This window comes from Streptomyces sp. NEAU-sy36 (assembly GCF_013423905.1).
Taxonomy (GTDB): Bacteria; Actinomycetota; Actinomycetes; order Streptomycetales; family Streptomycetaceae; genus Streptomyces; species Streptomyces misionensis.
Genome location: NZ_CP058977.1, coordinates 7,401,927 through 7,420,769, shown reverse-complemented (window position 1 = coordinate 7,420,769; position 18,843 = coordinate 7,401,927). Strand labels below are relative to the sequence as shown.

The following is an 18,843-nucleotide window of genomic DNA, read 5'->3' as shown; positions in this document are numbered from 1 at the left end:
CACGGCGAACGCCGCGCCCCGGTGGAGGGGCGCGGCGTTCGGCGTCGCGGCGGGCCGGTCAGTAGGAGGAGCCGCCGGCGCCCAGGGAGCCCGTGGTGTGCCAGACCGTCTTGGTCTCCAGGAAGGCCGTCAGGCGGTCGGTGCCCGGGGTCTCGGAGTAATCCACAGGCTGGGGACGCAGGACGCGCTTCAGGTTGTCGGCCGCCGCGATCTCCAGTTCCTTCGCCAGGTCCTCGTCGGCGCCCGCGAGGTCGATCGCGTTGACGTCCTGGTGGGCGGCGAGCGGGGCGGCGATCTCCGCCGTGCGGCCGGAGAGGATGTTCACCACGCCGCCGGGGACGTCGGAGGTGGCCAGGACCTCGGCCAGGGAGAGCGCGGGGAGCGGGGACTTCTCGCTCGCCACCACGACCGCCGTGTTGCCGGTGGCGATCACCGGGGCGAGCACGGAGACCAGGCCCAGGAACGAGGAGTCCTGGGGGGCCAGCACGGCCACCACGCCCGTCGGCTCCGGCGAGGACAGGTTGAAGAACGGCCCCGCCACCGGGTTCGCACCGCCGACCACCTGGGCGATCTTGTCGGTCCATCCCGCGTACCAGACCCAGCGGTCGATCGCCGCGTCCACCACCGCGCCGGCCTTCGACTTCGACAGGCCCTCCGCGTCGGCGACCTCGCGCACGAACTGCTCGCGGCGGCCCTCCAGCATCTCCGCGACGCGGTACAGGACCTGGCCGCGGTTGTACGCGGTCGCCCCCGACCAGCCGCCGAACGCCTTGCGCGCGGCGACCACCGCGTCCCGGGCGTCCTTGCGGGACGACAGGGGAGCGTTGGCCAGCCAGTTGTTCTTCGCGTCCGTCACCTCGTACACCCGGCCGCTCTCGGAACGCGGGAACTTGCCGCCCACGTACAGCTTGTAGGTCTTGAAGACGGAAAGTCGTGCGTCAGACATCGAGGTACGCCTCCAGGCCGTGGCGGCCGCCCTCGCGGCCGAAGCCCGACTCCTTGTAACCGCCGAACGGCGAGGTCGGGTCGAACTTGTTGAACGTGTTGGACCAGATCACGCCCGCGCGCAGCTTGCCCGCCACCGCCAGGATCCGCGAGCCCTTCTCGGACCAGATGCCCGCCGACAGCCCGTACTGCGTGTTGTTCGCCTTGGCGACCGCCTCGTCCGGGGTGCGGAAGGTCAGGACCGACAGCACCGGGCCGAAGATCTCCTCGCGGGCGATGGTGTGGGCCTGCGTGACGTTCGTGAACAGCGTCGGCGCGAACCAGTAGCCGGAGGACGGCAGTTCGCAGGCCGGGGACCAGCGCTCGGCGCCCTCCGCCTCGCCCTTCTCGGCCAGTGCGGTGATCCGGGCCAGCTGCTCGGCCGAGTTGATCGCGCCGATGTCGGTGTTCTTGTCCAGCGGGTCGCCCAGGCGCAGCGTGGACAGGCGGCGCTTGAGCGCGTCCAGCAGCTCGTCCTGGACCGACTCCTGGACGAGGAGGCGCGAGCCGGCGCAGCAGACCTGGCCCTGGTTGAAGAAGATGCCGCTCACGATGCCCTCGACGGCCTGGTCGATCGGGGCGTCGTCGAAGACGATGTTCGCGCCCTTGCCGCCCAGTTCGAGGGTGAGCTTCTTGCGCGTGCCGGCCACGGTCCGCGCGATCTCCTTGCCGACCGCCGTCGAGCCCGTGAACGCCACCTTGTTCACGTCCGGGTGCGCGACCAGCGCCGCGCCGGTCCGGCCGGCACCGGTCACGATGTTGACGACGCCCTTGGGCAGGCCCGCCTGGCGGCAGATGTCCGCGAAGAACAGCGCGGACAGCGGGGTCGTCTCGGCGGGCTTCAGGACGACCGTGTTGCCGGTCGCCAGCGCCGGGGCGATCTTCCACGCCAGCATCAGCAGCGGGAAGTTCCACGGGATGACCTGGCCCGCCACGCCCAGCGGACGCGGGTCCGCGCCGAAACCGGCGTGGTCGAGCTTGTCGGCCCAGCCCGCGTAGTAGAAGAAGTGGGCCGCCACCAGCGGAAGGTCGGCGTCCCGCGTCTCCTTGATCGGCTTGCCGTTGTCCAGCGTCTCCAGGACGGCCAGTTCGCGGCTGCGCTCCTGGATGATCCGGGCGATGCGGAACAGGTACTTGGCGCGCTCGGCGCCGGGCAGCGCCGACCACTTCTCGAAGGCCTTGCGGGCGGCCCGCACCGCGCGGTCGACGTCCTCCTCGGCGGCCTCGGCGACCTCCGACAGGACCTCCTCGGTGGACGGCGAGACGGTCTTGAAGACCTTGCCGCCGGTCGCCTCGACGAACTCGCCGTCGATGAAGAGGCCGTAGGACGGCGCGATGTCGACGACCGAGCGGGACTCGGGCGCCGGTGCGTACTCGAATGCGGATGACAGCATTTCCATGTCCATGAGGTCTCAGTCCACCGTCACGTAGTCGGGGCCGGAGTAGCGGCCGGTGGCCAGCTTCTGACGCTGCATCAGCAGGTCGTTCAGCAGCGAGGAGGCGCCGAAGCGGAACCAGTGGTTGTCCAGCCAGTCCGCGCCGGCCGTCTCGTTGACCAGGACGAGGAACTTGACGGCGTCCTTGCTGGTGCGGATGCCGCCGGCCGGCTTCACGCCGACCTGGACGCCGGTCTGCGCGCGGAAGTCGCGCACCGCCTCCAGCATCAGCAGGGTGTTGGCGGGCGTCGCGTTGACGGCGACCTTGCCCGTCGAGGTCTTGATGAAGTCGGCGCCCGCGAGCATGCCGAGCCAGGAGGCGCGGCGGATGTTGTCGTACGTCGACAGCTCGCCGGTCTCGAAGATGACCTTCAGCCGGGCGCTCGTCCCGCAGGCCTCCTTCACGGCCACGATCTCGTCGTACACCTTGAGGTACCTGCCCGCGAGGAACGCGCCGCGATCGATGACCATGTCGATCTCGTCGGCGCCCGCGGCGACGGCCTCGCGGACGTCGGCCAGCTTCACGTCGAGGGCGGCGCGGCCGGCCGGGAAGGCGGTGGCGACCGAGGCGACCTTCACGCCGGAGCCGGCGACGGCCTCCTTGGCGACGGCCACCATGTCGGGGTAGACGCAGACCGCGGCCGTGGTCGGGGTCGTGCGGTCCGTCGGGTCGGGGTGGACGGCCTTGGCGCCGAGCGCCCGGACCTTGCCCGGGGTGTCCGCGCCTTCCAGCGTCGTCAGGTCGACCATCGAGATGGCGAGGTCGATGGCGTACGCCTTCGCGGTGGTCTTGATGGAACGGGTGCCGAGGGACGCGGCGCGCGCCTCCAGGCCGACCGCGTCGACGCCGGGCAGCCCGTGCAGGAAGCGGCGCAGCGTGCTGTCGGACGCGGTGACGTCGGCGAGCGCATGTGCGGGGGGTGCAGTGGTGGGCATGGTCACCAGACGAGCATATCTACGCGCGTAGCGGCTGTACACCCCCGCGTCCCCCGCTCGGCCCCCGGGACGGGTCGTCCCGGAGGCCCGGGAGCGCGGCACATCACGGATGGGTACGGGTACCGGGGCGCGTGGCGGCGGCCGTGCGCACGTCATGCACAATCGGGCCATGACGACCCCGGACCACAAGTCACCCGCGTCGCAGCCTCCGGTGCCCACCGTGAAGGACCGGATCTACCGCTCGCCCATGGGGCTCGTGGGCGGCGTGCTGCTGCTCGCGGTCGTCGCGTGGCTGGGCTTCGACGCGCTGTTCCGCGGTCACGGCCGCACGCCGTGGCTGGCCCTCGCCGCGATGATCATGCTCTTTCCGCTGGTGATCGCCTTCACCCTGCGCCCCGCCGTCTTCGCCAACGACGACCGGCTGCGGATCCGCAACCCGTTCCGGGTGATCACCCTGCCCTGGGGCGAGGTGGAGACCCTGCGCTCCAGCTACACGAACGAGGTGCTGGCCAAGTCCGGCACCAAGTACCAGCTCTGGGCCGTCCCGGTCTCGCTGCGCGCCCGCAAGAAGGCCGAGCAGCGGGCGGCGAACGCGGCCCGGCGTTCGGCCTCGGGGAGCCCCGCGACCGGCGCCGGGGCCTTCGGCTTCGGCGCGCTCACCGCGCGCGGCGCCGACGGCGGGCCGACCCGGGCGTCCTCCGACAAGGTCATGGACGACCTCCGCGAGACCCTGGACCGGCGCGGCAAGGAAGAGTCCGCCCAGGGGGAGACGACGGTCCGCTGGGCCTACGAGCTGGCGGCGCCGGCCGTGGCGGGGGCCGTGCTGCTGGTGATCCTGCTGGCGACGAACGGGTGACGCCGGGGCCGTGACGGGCCGGCCGGGAAGGTCCGCCCGGCCCGGAGTCCGCGGCGCCCGGCGAGGCCGGGTGACGGGACCGGGCGGGGTGCCGTCGCCGCCACGGGAGTCGGCCGCGGTTCCCGGGCCGAGCGGGTCGGCGTCCGTCCGGGGCGGGTCGGCGTCCGTCCGGCGCTCCGCGGCGGAATCGGCCGCGGTGCCCGGACCGAGCGCATGCTCACCGGTGCGCCACTCCGCGGCGGGATCGCCGTGGTGCACCGCCGGAATGCGCCGGGTGCCCGGTCGTCGTGCGTGCTCGCTGACGGTGCTCCGTGTCCTGTGCTGGCGGGTTTCGCGTCCTGGGGTGTTCCGCTCGGTTCCGCCGTGGTGCCCGGTCGTTCCGCGTGCTCGTCCGTGCGGTATCCCCCGTCCCGCGTGGCCGGGCTCACTTGCCGAGGTTCACCAGGCTCCCGCCGCCCGCCGGCTCCACCACGTTCAGGACCGACCGGGACAGGACGTGGGCGGGAATCCCGGCCGGTGTGTAGCCGATGGCGATCATCACGAAGCCCTCGGGGATGACGCTCCGGGGCGACGCGAAGAACGGCTGGACCAGGTAGCGGACGCTGCCGGACGGTTCGCGCGCGAGTTGCCCGGCCACCTCGCTCTCGAACGCCGACATGCCCAGCGGGCCGTTGTTCGTGATGCGCTGACCGCACGGGCTGAGATTGTCCGCCCGTGTGTTGGAGCCGCCGAAGCGCGCCGCGACGATGTGGCAGCGCGCCAGGTCGTCCCGGGGGTCACGGCCGAGCGCGCGCACCTTGGCGCGGGCCTGCGGGTAGCCGACCGGATCGGCCTTGGTCTCGTCGCTGCTGTTGTTCGGCGGCTTCCTCAGGCAGGCCTGACCGGTTTCGGCGCGGCCGTTGGCGCCGTGGGTGTTGAGTATCCAGCCCGCGCCGTTGGTGTCCGCCCCGGCCGGGCGGGACCGGGCGCAGTCGTCGGCCCCGTCACCACCGGAGGGCGCGGCCCGTTCCAGCAGAGTGGCCGGGGCGGGCGCTTCCAGGACCGCCTGCTCCTGCCGCTGAGCCTGCCGCAGGGCAGCCACGTCCACCTCTGCCAGGACACGGACGGTGACGTCGGCGACGGAACGGATGTCGTACGGAACCGGCGTCCCGCCCTGGCTCGCGGAGCCGGACTCCGCCTCCCGCCTCTTCTCGTCCTCCTGCTCGGCGAAGACCGGACCCGCGTCCGCGTCGGTGCACGCGATGTCGCCCGCGCCCGCGAGGGGCAGTTCCTCGGTGGCCGTGCAACCGCCGGCAGGACGGCCCTCGATCGTCAGGGTCGCCGTCAGCTCCACGGTCACCCGGCCGCCGGTGATCCGCTTGCGGGCCTCGGGCCCGGGGACGACGCCGGTGATGTGACTGCTCACCTCGCATCCGGCGGCGGAGCAGCTCACCTGCGGCTTCTCTTCGAGGCGGGCCGTGACGCCGGTGTCCAGCGCGCCGGACAGCTGAGCGGTGTCCTCCTGGATCTCGCCCAGCAGGGCCTTTGCCTCCGCCGTGGACAACGCGGAGACCGCGAAGGCGGCGGCGGGTGCGCTCGCCCCGGCGGCGGGCTCGCGCGTCCCCGCCCGCCACGCGGCAGCGTCCGCGCGGCCGTGCCCGTCCGCCGCGGGGCCGCGCGGCACGAACGCCAGGACCCGGTACGGGCGTGCCTTCGTCACGTACAGGTCGCCCCGGGCGGTGCTCGCCCGCAGCGCGGGCACGCCCTTCGGGAGCGCGGCCGTCGCAGTGGCGTCCGACACGGTCGTACCCTCGCTGTCCACCGCGTCGAGCAGCGCGTTCGCCAGGGCCGTGGGGCTCATTCCCGCCCGCGGCACCGCGCCGCCCGCGGTCTCGGCCGCCGGGACCCCGGCCACCCACTTGCCCGCCAGGTCCGTACCGCCGCCCCGGTCGCCGAGGCCGGCGGCCGGGGTGTCCGGCATCTTGAGGTAGGTGGTGCCGTCCACGGTCAGGGCCGTGACGCGGGTGCCGGCGTACGGCATCTCGCCGAGCGCTTCCCCGCCGGCGGTGACCCGCGTCTGCGACCAGCCGGCATCGCCCGCCGGCGCGCGGTACCGCACACCCGGTCGCAGGGCCAGGTCCACGAGGGCGGCGGCGAACGGCGCCCGGCGGTCGGCCGTCGGTGTCCCGGAGTCGTGACGGGTCAGCAGGACGGCGACGAGCGCGGCGACGAGGGCGACGACGAGGCCCGACGTCACGAGCGCCGACCGGCGGCCGGGGCGGTGCCCGAACGCCGGGCCCGTGGCGGTGCCGTACTGGTGCGGTGGCCCGGGAAGGCGGGACGGCCGGGGCGGCCCGGCTTGGTTCGGGGGCAAGGAGCCCGGAGGCGGCAGCGGTGCGGACCGGGGTGCCGTCGGCCCGGTCCAGGTCGACCTCCCCGGACCGGCGGGCGGTGGTCCGCCCGGGCCACCGGGCTTCCTCGCGGCCGTCGCAGCTCGGGGCGGTCCGCCCTGGGCGGCGGTGCCGGCCGCGCCGGAGCGGGGGGAGGGGAGCGGCGCCGGCCGCCCCAGGGGCGGTGGCACGGCACGGGGGGTCTGCCGCCAGGTCGGCAGCTTCGGTTCGCCGGATCCGTCGTTCGATGAGCGATTCACCACCGAAGCTCCACCCCGTATCGCTAGCCTCCGCACCCAAGCCGGAACATACTTCAACTACGGGGATACATATAGGAGTTCAGTCATCCCTGCACAGTTCCGACACGACGGACCGGACCAGACAACGGGAGACGGACTGAATGGCGGAGACCAAGGGTGTACTGCTGCCGGCCTATGTGCTTGCGGACGAGTCGCAGTCGATGGGGCCGTACCGGCAGGACTTGTCGAACGGCCTCGTGTCGTTGTGCGAAGGGCTCCGGGCCGAGCCGATGATCGCGGCCAAGCTGCGGCTGGCGGTGCTGGGATTCTCCGATGACGTGCAGGTGCGTCTCGCGGTGGCCGACATGCGCACCGAGACCAGCCTGCCGCAGGTCACCATCCGGGGCCTGACCAACTACGAGGCGGTCTTCGACGACCTGCTGGACCGTATCCCCTCCGACGTGCAGTGGCTGCGGGGCGAGGGGTACAAGGTCCACCGCCCGGTGGTGTTCTTCCTCAGCGACGGACAGCCCACCGACGGTGGGGCCTGGCGGCGGCCCCACGCCCTGCTGACCGACAAGGCGACGACACCGACCGCCCCGAACATCGTGGCCTGCGGTATCGGCGACGCCCAGGCGCGCACGATGGTCGAGGTCGCGACGCGCGACGAGTTCGCCTTCGTCGCCAAGCCGGGGACCGACATCGGCCGGGCGGTCGCCGAGTTCTTCCACGCGCTCACCGCGAGCCTCGTCGCCTCGGGCCGGGCGCTGAACTCGGGCAGCCCACAACTGGTGGTGAACCGCCCGGACCAGTTCACCATGGCGATCGACGAGGTCGGCCAGTGAGCCTCCCGGGAGGCGACCACCCCGCCGCATCACCGGCCAGACCCGTGGCCGCGCCCGGGCCCGAGCCCTGGCGGCGGGTCGCGGTGGGGGTGCCGGGCCCCGAGTTCGAGGCGCGGCCGCCCGGCCGGTACGCCTACGACTTCCCGGACACCGAGTGCGACGGGTGGTCGACGTCCTCGCTGACGCTGCGCTTCGCCTCGGTGCGCGGGGCCAAGCACCGCTACTACCGTCAGCCGCGCCAGGACGCCGCGCGCGCCGCGGTGCACGAACCCACCGGCGGCATCGTCTTCGCGGTGGCCGACGGCGTCTCCAGCGCCGCGAACTCCGAGCAAGGGGCGATCGAGGCGTGCCGGGCGGCCGTGGAGCGCATGCTGGACCAACTGTCGCAGGACAGCGGGGACATGGACTTCCCGGAGGTGGTCCGGCATGCCGCCGAGCGGCTGCGGGAGCTCACCCGGTGGCGGCTGGACGGTGCCGACCCCGGACCGGGTGAAGTGGCGGATCTCTACGCGACGACGCTCACCGCGGGTGTGGTGCGCCCCGGCCCGGCGGCACCCGTGGTTGAGATCTGCCGTGTCGGGGACTCGGGCGCCTGGCTGCTGAACCCGTCCAGCGGGCGGTACCAGCCGCTGTTCGGCTCGAAGACCTCCTCGGACGCCCTGGTGGTGTCGAACGAGGTGACACCGCTGCCCCACGTCCCCGACCCGCTGGAAACGGTCCGCGTCCGGCTGGACCCCGGCCACGCGCTGCTGGTCGGGACCGACGGGTTCGAGGATCCGCTGGGCGACGGGGACGGCCAGGTCGGCGCACTGTTCGCCCGCCACCTCGCCGGCCCGCCGCCCGCGCTCTGGCTGGCGCACCTGCTGGACTTCTCCCGGGAGACCTTCGACGACGACCGCACCCTGCTGGTCGTCTGGCCGGACCCCCCGGCGGAGCCACGATGAGTCCCCGGCCGTTACCGGTGGTCGAGCACAGCACGCTCGCCTTGGGACGCCAGTTCGGGCAGGGCGGCCAGGGCACGGTCCACGAGGTCACCAACAAGAGGATCAACGAGGCCGACGGCGGCGGCTGGGACGTCGCGTACAAGGAGTACGCCGCCGGTGTGCTGCCCGATCTCGACGCGGCCGCGCTGGCCGCGCAGGTCGGGCTGCTCGGCGAGCTGAGCGCGGCGGAGGGCCAGTGGCTGTGCGAGAAGTGCGCCTGGCCCGCGGCCGTCGTCGAACGCCAGGGCAGCGCCTGCGGGTTCCTCATGCGCGCCGTCCCCGACCGGTTCCGCTTCTCCTTCCGGAGCCTGTCCGGCACCTCGACGGGAACGAGGCGGCTGGCGAACCTGGAATACCTGCTCAACGACGACGCGTACGTCGCGGGGATCGGCCTGACCATCAGTGAACGCGACCGGTTCGAGATCCTGGCCGACCTGGCGGCCACCCTCGCCCGGCTGCACCGCATCGGCATCACGGTCGGCGACCTCTCGCCCAAGAACCTGCTCTTCACCACGGACCCGCGGCCCGAGTGCTTCCTCATCGACTGCGACGCCATGCGGGTACGGGGCGCCACCGTGCTGCCCCAGGCCGAGACGCCCGACTGGCAGGTCCTGCCGGGCGAGGAGAAGGCCACCCGCGCGAGTGACGTCTACAAGCTCGCGCTGCTCGCCGTCCGGCTGTTCGCCCGGGACCAGACCGCCACCGATCCCGCCGCCCTGGCCGCGCTCAGCCCGGGGCTCGGCGACCTCGCCCGCGCCGGCCTCGCCCCCGACGTGGCCCGCAGGCCGACCCCGGCCACGTGGGCCGAGCAGCTCAAAGCCGCGGGTGCCATCGCGTCCACCGCCCCCGCCGCGCCGCCCAAGGCCCGGAACGGGCCGCCGCGGTCCACCGCCTCGACGTCTCAGCGGCCCGGCGGCGGGCGGCAGACGGGGACCGCGTCCGGTCCGGGAGGAAGCCCGCCCACCGTCAACTGGTCCGCCTACAAGGCGGCGGCCGCCGTCGCCGCCGCCCTGATCGTGATCGTCATCGCCTTCGTGAGCACCCACTCCCACGACGGTTCCGGCTCCGCGACGAGCGGCGCGGGCCTGCCCGCGGGCACACAGGCCGGCACCACCGGGATCTACGGCGGCACGAGCGACGGATACGGCGACGGCGGCGCCACGTACGGCAGCGGCGGCGGCACGGACGGCGGATACGGCGACAGCGGCGGCAGCGACAGCGGCGGCGCGACGGACACCGACCCCGCCACCACCGCGCCCAGCGCCGAGGACCAGGCGTTCGATGCCGTCTCCGCAGGCGACTGCATCAGCGACTACTACGAGTACGAGAACACCGAGTGGTCCTCCTCCACGCCCACCACGGTCGGTTGCTCCGCCACCGACGCCTATTTCCGGGTGGCGTCCGTCGAGGACGGGAGCTGCGGCTCCAGCGATCTGACCTGGTACCACCACAACAGCGACTACACCGAGACCAATCTCTGCCTGGACCGCAACTTCGCGGCCGGGCAGTGCATGTTCGCCGAGGCCGACGGCAAGTCGCTCTCGATGTACTTCAACGCGGTCACCCCGTGCGACGCCTCCATCCCGCAGAAGTACCAGTACACCGTCCGGCTCACGAGGGTGTACCCGGGCGGCGCCCCCAACGACGCGTGCGGGTACGACAAACTCTGGAAGACCGACAGCGGGGCGGTCCTGTGCGGGCGGGGCATCTGGAAGCGGCACGGGCTTCCCGACCTGTAGTCCGGTCCCGGCCGGCAGTGCCCGATGCTCGGCCCGGGCGCTGCCGCCGGTCCGGCTAGAGCGCGCGGATCGCCTCTTCGATCGTCGCGGCCAGCGAGGCCAGCGCGGTGACGCCCGGCACGGCGTCCACGAGCGCCCGCGAGATCAGTTTCAGCTTGCCCACCCGTGGCGCGGGCGAGCCGAGTTCGTCCCGCGCGTCCTGCGCGGCCTCGATCAGGTCCGCGCGCTCGGGATGCGCGGACCGGCCCAGCTCCTCGATCAGCCGGGTGAGCAGGCCGCCGATCTCCTCGGGTGTGTACTGCCGGTCCCCGGCCGACTGGACCGGGCCGCCGCCCTGGACCTCGGCCTTCGCGTTGCTGCCGCTGGCGACCGCGTTCCCCGCGACCTGTGAACCGCCGGTGGCGATGATCCCGTGATTCCTCACCATGAGTGCAGCTGCCTTCCCTTGAGGAGATTCCGTGGCCGAGCGGCCGTCAATCCGTGTTCACCAGGGGGATCTTGTTGAGCAGGCGCATGGAGATGCGGGACTGGCTGCCGGAGGCGATCGAGCTGGATGTCACCTGGGCCCCGCCGGTCGCGATGATGCCGTTGTTGACGATCAGCTGCTGACGCTGGACCAGCTCGCTCACGTCGATGCCCCGCGCCTCGGCGAATTCGATCAACGCGTCGAGGGCACGCCTCTCGATCATCTTCAGGGCGAGGCCGCTGTCGGCCTTCTGGAAATGACGCTGGTGCCGGTCGCCGGCGGCCTGCTGCCGTACGCCCCAGCGCGCCCCGTAGTCGAACCGGCGCAGCGACGTGATGCGCTTGTTCTGCCGCCGGATCCGCCAGGTGATCCAGTAGTCGGGGGAGAAGCCCGTGACCGCCCGCACGGGCGCCGCCAGCATGACGAACGGGGTGCTGAACAGCGTCGCCGTCATGAGCTCGGCCGTCCCGCGCAGGGATGGCCGGGGCATGAGCGTGTCGATCATCCGGTAACGGTCGTCGAGGGGGAACAGCACCGTCTGGACGGCCTCCACGCACAGGTTGGAGTCGGAACGGACGAAGCGCAGGAAGAGCGATGTGACCAGGTCGCCGCCCCAGCCCGTGGAGTGCACCGCCAGATAGGGGCGGGCGCCTTCCTCCGGCGCGCGCTTCAACTCGTCCATCTGGCTCCGCGCGATCCGCGGGACGGGCCTGCCGAGCGGGTCGGCGAGGAAGCGCGTGTCCCCGAGGACGGTCGTCCCCTCGACGAAGAGCCGCTCCTCGATCTCCAGGCAGGGCAGCGACAAGGTGCCGAGGCGTTGGGCGACGTGCTCGTACAGCTCCGTCACGTCGAAGTCCCGGGGGGTGCCCCCCAGCGGGCCCGGGGCGGTGACGTCGAAGGTCAGGGACCACGAGTCGAGCGGGGCCCCGTATCCGACGAAGGGCAAGTACCCGCTGTACGCGGTGACATTGCCGTGGGCGTACGCGCTGATCTCGCCGAGGCGTGCGGCGGCGTCGCCGTTGGGCGGAGGAGGCGCGGCCGCCGGGTCGAACCGGTTCGGGCGCAGGTTCTGCAAGTGGCGGCCGTAGCGGGTCGAGAGTTCGAAGACCAGCACGGTCATCCAGGACAGGAACAGCAGGAGCGGGGTGCTCGCGAAGCCGCGGAACCAGGCCGGGGAGAACAGGGTGAGCACCAGCAGCAGGGTGAGCAGCAGGTCGCGTTGGTGGCGGCGGGCATTGGCCACGTAGGCGTGCCGGAGCACCACGGGCACGTCGCACGCCGGGGCCGCCCCCACACCCAGGTGGGGTTCCGCGGCGATCTGCCTGATGAGCAACTCGGCGTAGGCGCGGTCCAGATAGGTGGCCGCGCACAGGTACCTGGTGACGTCCAGGCCGCCGCCCCACCGGATCGTGGCGGGGGGTGCCTGCCCGCCGCCCCAGGTGGTGGGCCCCCTGGCCGTCTGCGGCGTGGTGCCGAGCGCGCCGGACCGCGTGGCGGCCGGCTGCGGGCCGTTCAGGGGTGTACCGCAGGCACCGCACCGCGTGGACCACGTGGCCGTGGCCCGGCCGCACCCGGGGCACGCCGTCGAATGCGCCATGGTTCCCCCGTCCCTGAGGCGGACTCGTCACGATTACGGTGCACCGAACGGCTGCCGACGGGGATGCCGGTGCCGGCACCTGACGCCAGACCGTTACACGGGTGAGGGGCACCCCCGGGACGGTCGGGGGTCCGGGGGCGCCCCTTGCTCGGTGGGGACGGTGGGGTCAGATGCCCGCGGCCGCCGAGAGGTCGCGCTTGAGGGCGTCCAGGAGGGCCGTCGCGCGGGTGCGGGCGGCGGGCAGGCCGGCGTGGTCCGCGACCGGGACGACGACCTCCAGGTAGCACTTCAGCTTGGGCTCGGTGCCGCTGGGCCGGACGATGACGCGGGCGCCGTCGAGGGTGTAGCGCAGGCCGTCCGTCGGCGGCAGCAGGTCCGTGCCCTTGGTCAGGTCCTCGGCGCGGGTGATGGCCAGGCCGGCCAGCTCGGTCGGCGGCTGCTCGCGCAGGCGGCGCATCGCGTCGGCGATCAGGGAGAGGTCCTGGACGCGGACGGACAACTGGTCGGTGGCGTGCAGGCCGTGCTCGACGGCGAGGTCGTCCAGCAGGTCGAGGAGGGTACGGCCCTCCTCCTTCAGCTCCGAGGCCAGCTCCGTGATCAGCAGGGCCGCGGTGATGCCGTCCTTGTCGCGCACGCCCTCGGGGTCCACGCAGTAGCCGAGGGCCTCCTCGTAGCCGTAGCGCAGCCCGTCGACGCGGGCGATCCACTTGAAGCCGGTGAGCGTCTCCTCGTACGGCAGCCCCGCCTTCCCGGCGATCCGGCCGAGCAGGGAGGAGGAGACGATCGACTCCGCGAAGGTGCCGCGCACGCCGCGGCGCACCAGGTGGGCGGCGAGCAGCGCGCCGACCTCGTCGCCGCGCAGCATGCGCCAGTCGCCGCCGTCCCGCACGGCCACGGCGCAGCGGTCGGCGTCCGGGTCGTTGGCGATGACCAGGTCGGGGCCGGTCGCGCGGGCCCGGGCGAAGGCCAGGTCAATCGCGCCGGGCTCCTCCGGGTTGGGGAAGGCGACCGTCGGGAAGTCCGGGTCGGGTTCGGCCTGTTCGGCGACCAGCTCCGGCTCCGGGAAGCCGGCCCGGGCGAACGCGGCGAGCAGCACGTCCTTGCCGACGCCGTGCATCGCCGTGTAGACGGTGCGGGCGGTGCGGGGGGAACCGGCGGCCAGCACGGCGTCCGTGCGGGCCAGGTATGCCTCCAGGACCGACTCGTCCAGGACCCGCCAGCCGGACTCGGGGCGCGGTACGTCGTTCAGCGAGGCGATCGCGTCGATCTCGGCGGCGATCCCCGCGTCGGCGGGTGGCACGATCTGGGAGCCGTCGCCCAGGTACACCTTGTAGCCGTTGTCCCGGGGCGGGTTGTGGCTGGCGGTGACCTCCACGCCCGCGACCGCGCCGAGGTGCCGGATCGCGAAGGCCAGCACCGGGGTGGGCAGCGGGCGGGGGAGCACGGCGGCGCGCAGACCGGCGCCGGTCATCACGGCGGCGGTGTCACGGGCGAAGTCGGCGGACTTGTGGCGGGCGTCGTAGCCGATGACCACGAGGCCGGCGTCGTCGCCCCCGTGCGGGGTGCCGTTCTTCTTCAGGTACGCCGCGAGACCGGCGGCGGCGCGGATGACGACGCTGCGGTTCATGCGCATCGGGCCGGCCCCGAGTTCGCCGCGCAGCCCCGCGGTGCCGAACTGGAGGGTGCCGCCGAAGCGGGCCGCCAGCTCCTCGACGTCACCGGCGTCGATCAGCGCGGCGAGTTCGGCACGGGTGTCCGTGTCGGGGTCCTCGGCGAGCCACGCCATGGCCCGGGCGATGAGATCGTCGTGCACCTTGGGATCAACCTCTCGTGTGTCTGCCTGGTCCCCTGGAGGCTCCGCCCCCAGCCCCCGCTTCTTCTGCCCGCCCGCCCCGCCGGCACCCCGGCCGAGGAGTGAACGAGCCGGGGACGCCACCGGCCGAGGGGGGATCGGACGGCGGGTACGGCCCGTGCGGCGCTCGGTCCCGGGGCGCGGCCTCGCGGATGTCGCGGCGGTGGCGAGCGGTGCGGCCGCGGTACGGGCACCGCGGCGGTCCGTGCGCTGCCGGTCGCCGGGGCCGGGCGGCCCCTACGCCGCCCCGCCCCGCGGTGAGCGCCGCGGTCCCGCGGCGCCCGGTCCTACAGCTTGCCCAGGACCTGGGCGAGCAGCGCCCCCATGCGGGCGGCCGAGTCGCGGCCCGCCTGGAGGACCTCCTCGTGGTTGAGGGGTTCGCCCGTCATGCCGGCGGCCAGGTTGGTGACCAGGGAGATGCCCAGGACCTCGGCGCCGGCCTCGCGCGCGGCGATGGCCTCCAGGACCGTGGACATGCCGACCAGGTCCGCGCCGATGACGCGGGCCATGCGGATCTCGGCCGGGGTCTCGTAGTGCGGGCCGGGGAACTGCGCGTAGACGCCCTCTTCGAGGGAGGGGTCGATCTCCTTGCACAGGGCGCGCAGGCGGGGCGAGTACAGGTCGGTCAGGTCGACGAAGTTGGCGCCCACGATCGGCGAGGTGGCCGTGAGGTTGATGTGGTCGCTGATCAGGACGGGCTGGCCGGGGCGCATGCCCTCGCGAAGGCCGCCGCAGCCGTTGGTGAGCACCACGGTCTTGCAGCCGGCGGCGACGGCCGTGCGGACGCCGTGCGCGACGGCGGCGACGCCGCGGCCCTCGTAGTAGTGGGTGCGGCCCAGGAAGACCAGGGCGCGCTTGTCACCAAAGGAGTACGAGCGGATCTTGCCGCCGTGTCCCTCGACGGCCGGCGGCGGGAAGCCCGGCAGCTCGGTGACCTGGAACTCCGCGTCGGGGGCGCCCAGGGCGTCGACGGCCGGAGCCCAGCCGGAGCCCATCACGAGGGCGACGTCGTGGGTCTCGGCGCCGGTCAGTTCGCGCAGGCGCGCGGCGGCGGCGTCGGCGGCGGCGTAGGGGTCGCCCTGGATGTCGTCCGGAAGAAGAGATGCGTTCACGTGGACGAGGGTAGCCGCTCTTCGCCTACGCGCGTAGATGACAGACCTCACCGGATCGCGATCGTTGTCTTGTCGTTTCCGACGAACTATTACCCGAAGTAACAGTAAGGTGGCCGCCGGTGCGGCTCAGCAGGGGCGCTTGCGCAGCTCCATCACGTAGTCGTGGGGTGCGCCGGCGGATTCGGCCGCGTCGGCGACCTCGCCGAGATACCGGGCCGAGGGGAGGCCGCCCTCGTAGTCGTTGAGGACGTAGGTCCAGGCCGGCCGCTCGCCCTCCAGGGTGTGGACGCGGACCCGGACGCGCCGGTAGATGCCGAGGCCGACGCCCTCCCAGCGGTCGAGGGACTCCTCGTCCATCGGGGCGATGTCGTACAGGCCGACGAAGACCTGGGCCGGCCACCCCTCGACGATCGTCGCCAGCGCGCCCTCCCAGCCGAGCTGCTCACCGCCGAAGGTCAGCCGCCAGTCGTTCAGCCAGCCGGTGGCGCGCAGCGGGGAGTGGGGGGCGCGGCGGGCCATCAGCCGGGCGTCGAGGTTGCCGGCGTACGCGGCATAGAGCGACATGGGGAGAGGGTACGGCAGCGCCGCGACGCGCCCCGCGCGCCCGGGAGGGGAGCCGGTGGCGTCCCGGAGGGGGTGAGCGGTTTGTCCCGTGAACAGGGTCACCGCCGCCCCCAGGCAGTAGCACCTTGAAGGGTGCGGGACAATGGAGTACGTGACTCGGATCGTGATCATCGGTGGCGGACCCGGCGGATATGAAGCGGCGCTGGTGGCCGCGCAGCTCGGGGCGGAGGTGACCGTCGTCGACTGCGACGGTCTGGGCGGAGCGTCGGTGCTGACCGACTGCGTGCCGTCGAAGACCCTTATCGCTACGGCCGAGGTCATGACGACCTTCGATTCGTCGTACGAGGAACTCGGCATCATCGTCGCCGACGACACCCCGCCGCTGGAGCAGGCGGCCCGCGTCGTCGGCGTGGACCTGGGCAAGGTCAACCGACGGGTCAAGCGGCTCGCGCTGGCGCAGTCGCACGACATCACCGCCTCCGTGACACGCGCCGGCGCCCGGGTCATGCGCGGTCGCGGACGCCTGGAGGGGATGCAGGCGCTCGACGGGTCGAGGAAGGTCGTCGTCACCGTCGCCGACGGCACCGAGGAGACCCTCACCGCCGACGCCGTGCTCATCGCCACCGGCGGCCACCCCCGCGAGCTGCCCGACGCCCAGCCCGACGGCGAGCGCATCCTCAACTGGACCCAGGTCTACGACCTCACCGAGCTGCCGGAAGAGCTGATCGTGGTCGGCTCCGGCGTCACCGGTGCCGAGTTCGCCGGCGCCTACCAGGCCCTCGGCTCCAAGGTCACCCTCGTGTCGTCCCGCGACCGCGTGCTGCCCGGCGAGGACCCGGACGCCGCCGCCGTCCTGGAGGACGTCTTCCGCCGCCGCGGCATGAACGTCATGGCCCGGTCCCGCGCGCAGTCCGCCAAGCGCGTCGGCGACCGCGTCGAGGTCACCCTCGCCGACGGCCGGGTCATCACCGGCAGCCACTGCCTCATGGCCGTCGGCGCCATCCCGAACAGCGCGAACCTCGGCCTGGAGGAGGCCGGCGTCAAGCTGCGCGACTCCGGGCACATCTGGACCGACAAGGTCTCCCGCACCACCGCGCCGGGCGTCTACGCCGCCGGTGACGTGACCGGTGTCTTCGCGCTCGCGTCCGTCGCCGCCATGCAGGGCCGGATCGCCATGTACCACTTCCTGGGCGACGCGGTGGCCCCGCTGAACCTCAAGACGGTCTCCTCCAACGTCTTCACCGACCCCGAGATCGCCACCGTCGGCTACACGCAGGCGGACGTGGACGCGGGCAAGATCGACGCCCGGGTCGTCAAGCTGCCGCTGCTGCGCAACCCGCGCGCCAAGATGCAGGGCATCCGGGACGGCTTCGTCAAGATCTTCTGCCGGCCGGGCACGGGGATCGTCGTGGGCGGTGTGGTCGTCGCGCCGCGCGCCTCGGAACTCATCCACCCCATCTCGATCGCCGTGGACAACAACCTGACGGTCGAACAGATCGCGAACGCGTTCACGGTCTACCCCTCCCTTTCGGGGTCGATCGCGGAGGTCGCCCGGCAGCTGCACACCCGCAAGGCGAGCGCGGAAGGCTGACGGCTTCGGCAACTCCCCGCTGGTCACGGGGAGTTGCCGGGTATGCGTCCGGCATAGTCGTGGTGGGTAGGTCCTATACCACTTCGCCTGCCGCCATGCGAACAACTTCTGTTATTCGGCGCAAACTGCTGAAAGCAGACGGTCGCTGGGGTTACTGTCAGTTTCGTGTTCGCTGCTGAACGTCGCCAATTGATCCTCGAAATGGTGCGAGCGAACGGTGCGGTGTCGCTCCGTGAACTCGCCCGCGTCGTCCAGACCTCCGAAGTGACCGTACGGCGGGACGTGCGGGCACTGGAGGCAGAAGGACTCCTCGACCGCCGGCACGGCGGTGCCGTACTGCCGGGTGGCTTCACGCGGGAGTCCGGCTTCCCGCAGAAGTCCCATCTCGCGACCGCCGAGAAGACGGCGATCGCCGATCTCGCCGCCGGCCTCGTCGAAGAGGGCGAGGCGATCGTGGTCGGAGCCGGTACGACCACGCAGGAGCTGGCCCGCCGGCTCGCCCGCGTGCCCGGTCTCACGGTGGTCACCAACTCCCTCCTGGTCGCACAGGCGCTGGCCCACGCGAACCGGGTGGAGGTGGTGATGACCGGAGGCACCCTGCGCGGGTCCAACTACGCCCTCGTCGGCTCCGGGGCCGAGCAGTCGCTCCAGGGGCTGCGGGTGTCGAAGGCCTTCCTCTCCGGGAGCGGGCTGACCGCCGAGCGGGGCCTGTCCACCTCCAACATGCTGTCCGCCTCCGTCGACCGGGCGCTGGTGCAGGCCGCGGCCGAGGTAGTGGTCCTCGCGGACCACACCAAGCTGGGCACGGACACGATGTTCCAGACCGTGCCGACCGATCTCATCACCCGTCTGGTCACCGACGAACCGCCCGCCCACGACGACCGCGCCGCCACCGAACTGCAGGCCCTCGCCGATCAGGGGGTGCAGATCGCCGTGGCCGGGGCGAACGGGAACCCGGGGGGTGACCAGGTCCCGGCAACCCGCCGCGCCCAGCTGCCGGGGCCACGCAGGGGCCAGCTCCCCGCCGGCACCCTCCGCTCCGCCCCACCCCTGAACGACCAGCCGTCCCCCTCGGACCGGCCGAGGGTCGCGGACCTGCGCCGCCGCTGAACGCTGGGCGCGGGACTCGGCCAGGGGCGGGCGGGCTGGGTCGCGCTGGGCGACGGGGGCTTGGCCGGGCCTGGCGTGCCGGGACGCGGGGCCGAGTCGACCGGCCCGCCGTCCCGGGTCTCACGCGTCCGGCATGTCCGCCGTGGGCCCCGGCCCCCGGGGGC

15 protein-coding genes are annotated in these 18,843 nt (G+C 73.0%); 6 read left to right on the top strand and 9 right to left on the bottom strand.

Annotated features, from left to right (window positions below; all coding sequences use genetic code 11):
* Positions 1 to 58: 58 nt before the first annotated feature.
* The 3 genes from HZZ00_RS32415 to deoC are packed head-to-tail and all read right to left on the bottom strand — an operon-like array spanning position 59 to position 3,356.
* Positions 59 to 946 (bottom strand): aldehyde dehydrogenase family protein, encoded by an 888-nt coding sequence (locus HZZ00_RS32415; RefSeq protein WP_180329703.1) that lies wholly within the window; start codon positions 944 to 946, stop codon positions 59 to 61.
* Entirely contained in the window at positions 939 to 2,375 is a 1,437-nt protein-coding gene (locus tag HZZ00_RS32410) for an aldehyde dehydrogenase family protein (protein WP_180333799.1), read from the bottom strand. Before HZZ00_RS32410 ends, HZZ00_RS32415 begins: the two co-directional genes overlap by 8 nt.
* A 21-nt stretch (positions 2,376 to 2,396) precedes the next feature.
* Complete coding sequence (gene deoC / locus HZZ00_RS32405) at positions 2,397 to 3,356, bottom strand: deoxyribose-phosphate aldolase (RefSeq protein WP_074993096.1); 960 nt, start codon at positions 3,354 to 3,356, stop codon at positions 2,397 to 2,399.
* Between the two features lie 169 nt (positions 3,357 to 3,525).
* On the opposite strand from deoC, the gene HZZ00_RS32400 reads away from it, so the two are divergent.
* Positions 3,526 to 4,212 (top strand): PH domain-containing protein, encoded by a 687-nt coding sequence (locus tag HZZ00_RS32400; protein WP_180329702.1) that lies wholly within the window; start codon positions 3,526 to 3,528, stop codon positions 4,210 to 4,212.
* Between the two features lie 424 nt (positions 4,213 to 4,636).
* On the opposite strand, the gene HZZ00_RS38895 is transcribed toward HZZ00_RS32400, so the two are convergent.
* Positions 4,637 to 6,448, bottom strand: coding sequence for a DNA/RNA non-specific endonuclease (locus tag HZZ00_RS38895; protein ID WP_257585492.1), 1,812 nt, complete (start codon positions 6,446 to 6,448; stop codon positions 4,637 to 4,639).
* Positions 6,449 to 6,981: 533 nt separating this feature from the next.
* Here HZZ00_RS38895 and HZZ00_RS32390 point away from each other — a divergent pair.
* The 3 genes from HZZ00_RS32390 to HZZ00_RS32380 are packed head-to-tail and all read left to right on the top strand — an operon-like array spanning position 6,982 to position 10,387.
* A complete protein-coding gene (locus HZZ00_RS32390; protein WP_180329701.1) occupies positions 6,982 to 7,665 on the top strand; it encodes a hypothetical protein in 684 nt (227 codons plus the stop codon).
* Positions 7,662 to 8,609: a protein phosphatase 2C domain-containing protein gene (locus HZZ00_RS32385; protein ID WP_180329700.1), complete on the top strand. Its 948-nt coding sequence runs from the start codon at positions 7,662 to 7,664 to the stop codon at positions 8,607 to 8,609. The genes HZZ00_RS32390 and HZZ00_RS32385 overlap by 4 nt, the downstream gene beginning before the upstream one ends.
* Positions 8,606 to 10,387, top strand: coding sequence for a hypothetical protein (locus HZZ00_RS32380; RefSeq protein ID WP_180329699.1), 1,782 nt, complete (start codon positions 8,606 to 8,608; stop codon positions 10,385 to 10,387). Before HZZ00_RS32385 ends, HZZ00_RS32380 begins: the two co-directional genes overlap by 4 nt.
* Positions 10,388 to 10,442: 55 nt before the next feature.
* Here the strand turns inward: HZZ00_RS32380 and HZZ00_RS32375 are convergent, their stop codons facing one another.
* The 5 genes from HZZ00_RS32375 to HZZ00_RS32355 form a co-directional block, all read right to left on the bottom strand.
* On the bottom strand, positions 10,443 to 10,814 hold the full coding sequence (locus tag HZZ00_RS32375; protein WP_180329698.1) for a hypothetical protein: 372 nt from the start codon (positions 10,812 to 10,814) through the stop codon (positions 10,443 to 10,445).
* 46 nt (positions 10,815 to 10,860) lie between these two features.
* A complete protein-coding gene (locus HZZ00_RS32370; RefSeq protein ID WP_180329697.1) occupies positions 10,861 to 12,450 on the bottom strand; it encodes a zinc ribbon domain-containing protein in 1,590 nt (529 codons plus the stop codon).
* 166 nt (positions 12,451 to 12,616) lie between these two features.
* Entirely contained in the window at positions 12,617 to 14,263 is a 1,647-nt protein-coding gene (locus HZZ00_RS32365) for a phospho-sugar mutase (RefSeq protein WP_180329696.1), read from the bottom strand.
* A 326-nt stretch (positions 14,264 to 14,589) separates the two neighbouring features.
* Positions 14,590 to 15,414, bottom strand: a complete 825-nt coding sequence (locus HZZ00_RS32360) for a purine-nucleoside phosphorylase (protein ID WP_180329695.1) — start codon at positions 15,412 to 15,414, stop codon at positions 14,590 to 14,592.
* A 126-nt stretch (positions 15,415 to 15,540) separates the two neighbouring features.
* Positions 15,541 to 15,978, bottom strand: coding sequence for a gamma-glutamylcyclotransferase (locus HZZ00_RS32355; RefSeq protein WP_180329694.1), 438 nt, complete (start codon positions 15,976 to 15,978; stop codon positions 15,541 to 15,543).
* Positions 15,979 to 16,120: 142 nt separating this feature from the next.
* Here HZZ00_RS32355 and HZZ00_RS32350 point away from each other — a divergent pair, with 142 nt between their 5' ends.
* A complete protein-coding gene (locus HZZ00_RS32350) occupies positions 16,121 to 17,569 on the top strand; it encodes an NAD(P)H-quinone dehydrogenase (protein WP_071828694.1) in 1,449 nt (482 codons plus the stop codon).
* A 201-nt stretch (positions 17,570 to 17,770) separates the two neighbouring features.
* Positions 17,771 to 18,679 (top strand): DeoR/GlpR family DNA-binding transcription regulator, encoded by a 909-nt coding sequence (locus tag HZZ00_RS32345; protein WP_257585491.1) that lies wholly within the window; start codon positions 17,771 to 17,773, stop codon positions 18,677 to 18,679.
* The last annotated feature ends 164 nt before the right edge of the window (positions 18,680 to 18,843 follow it).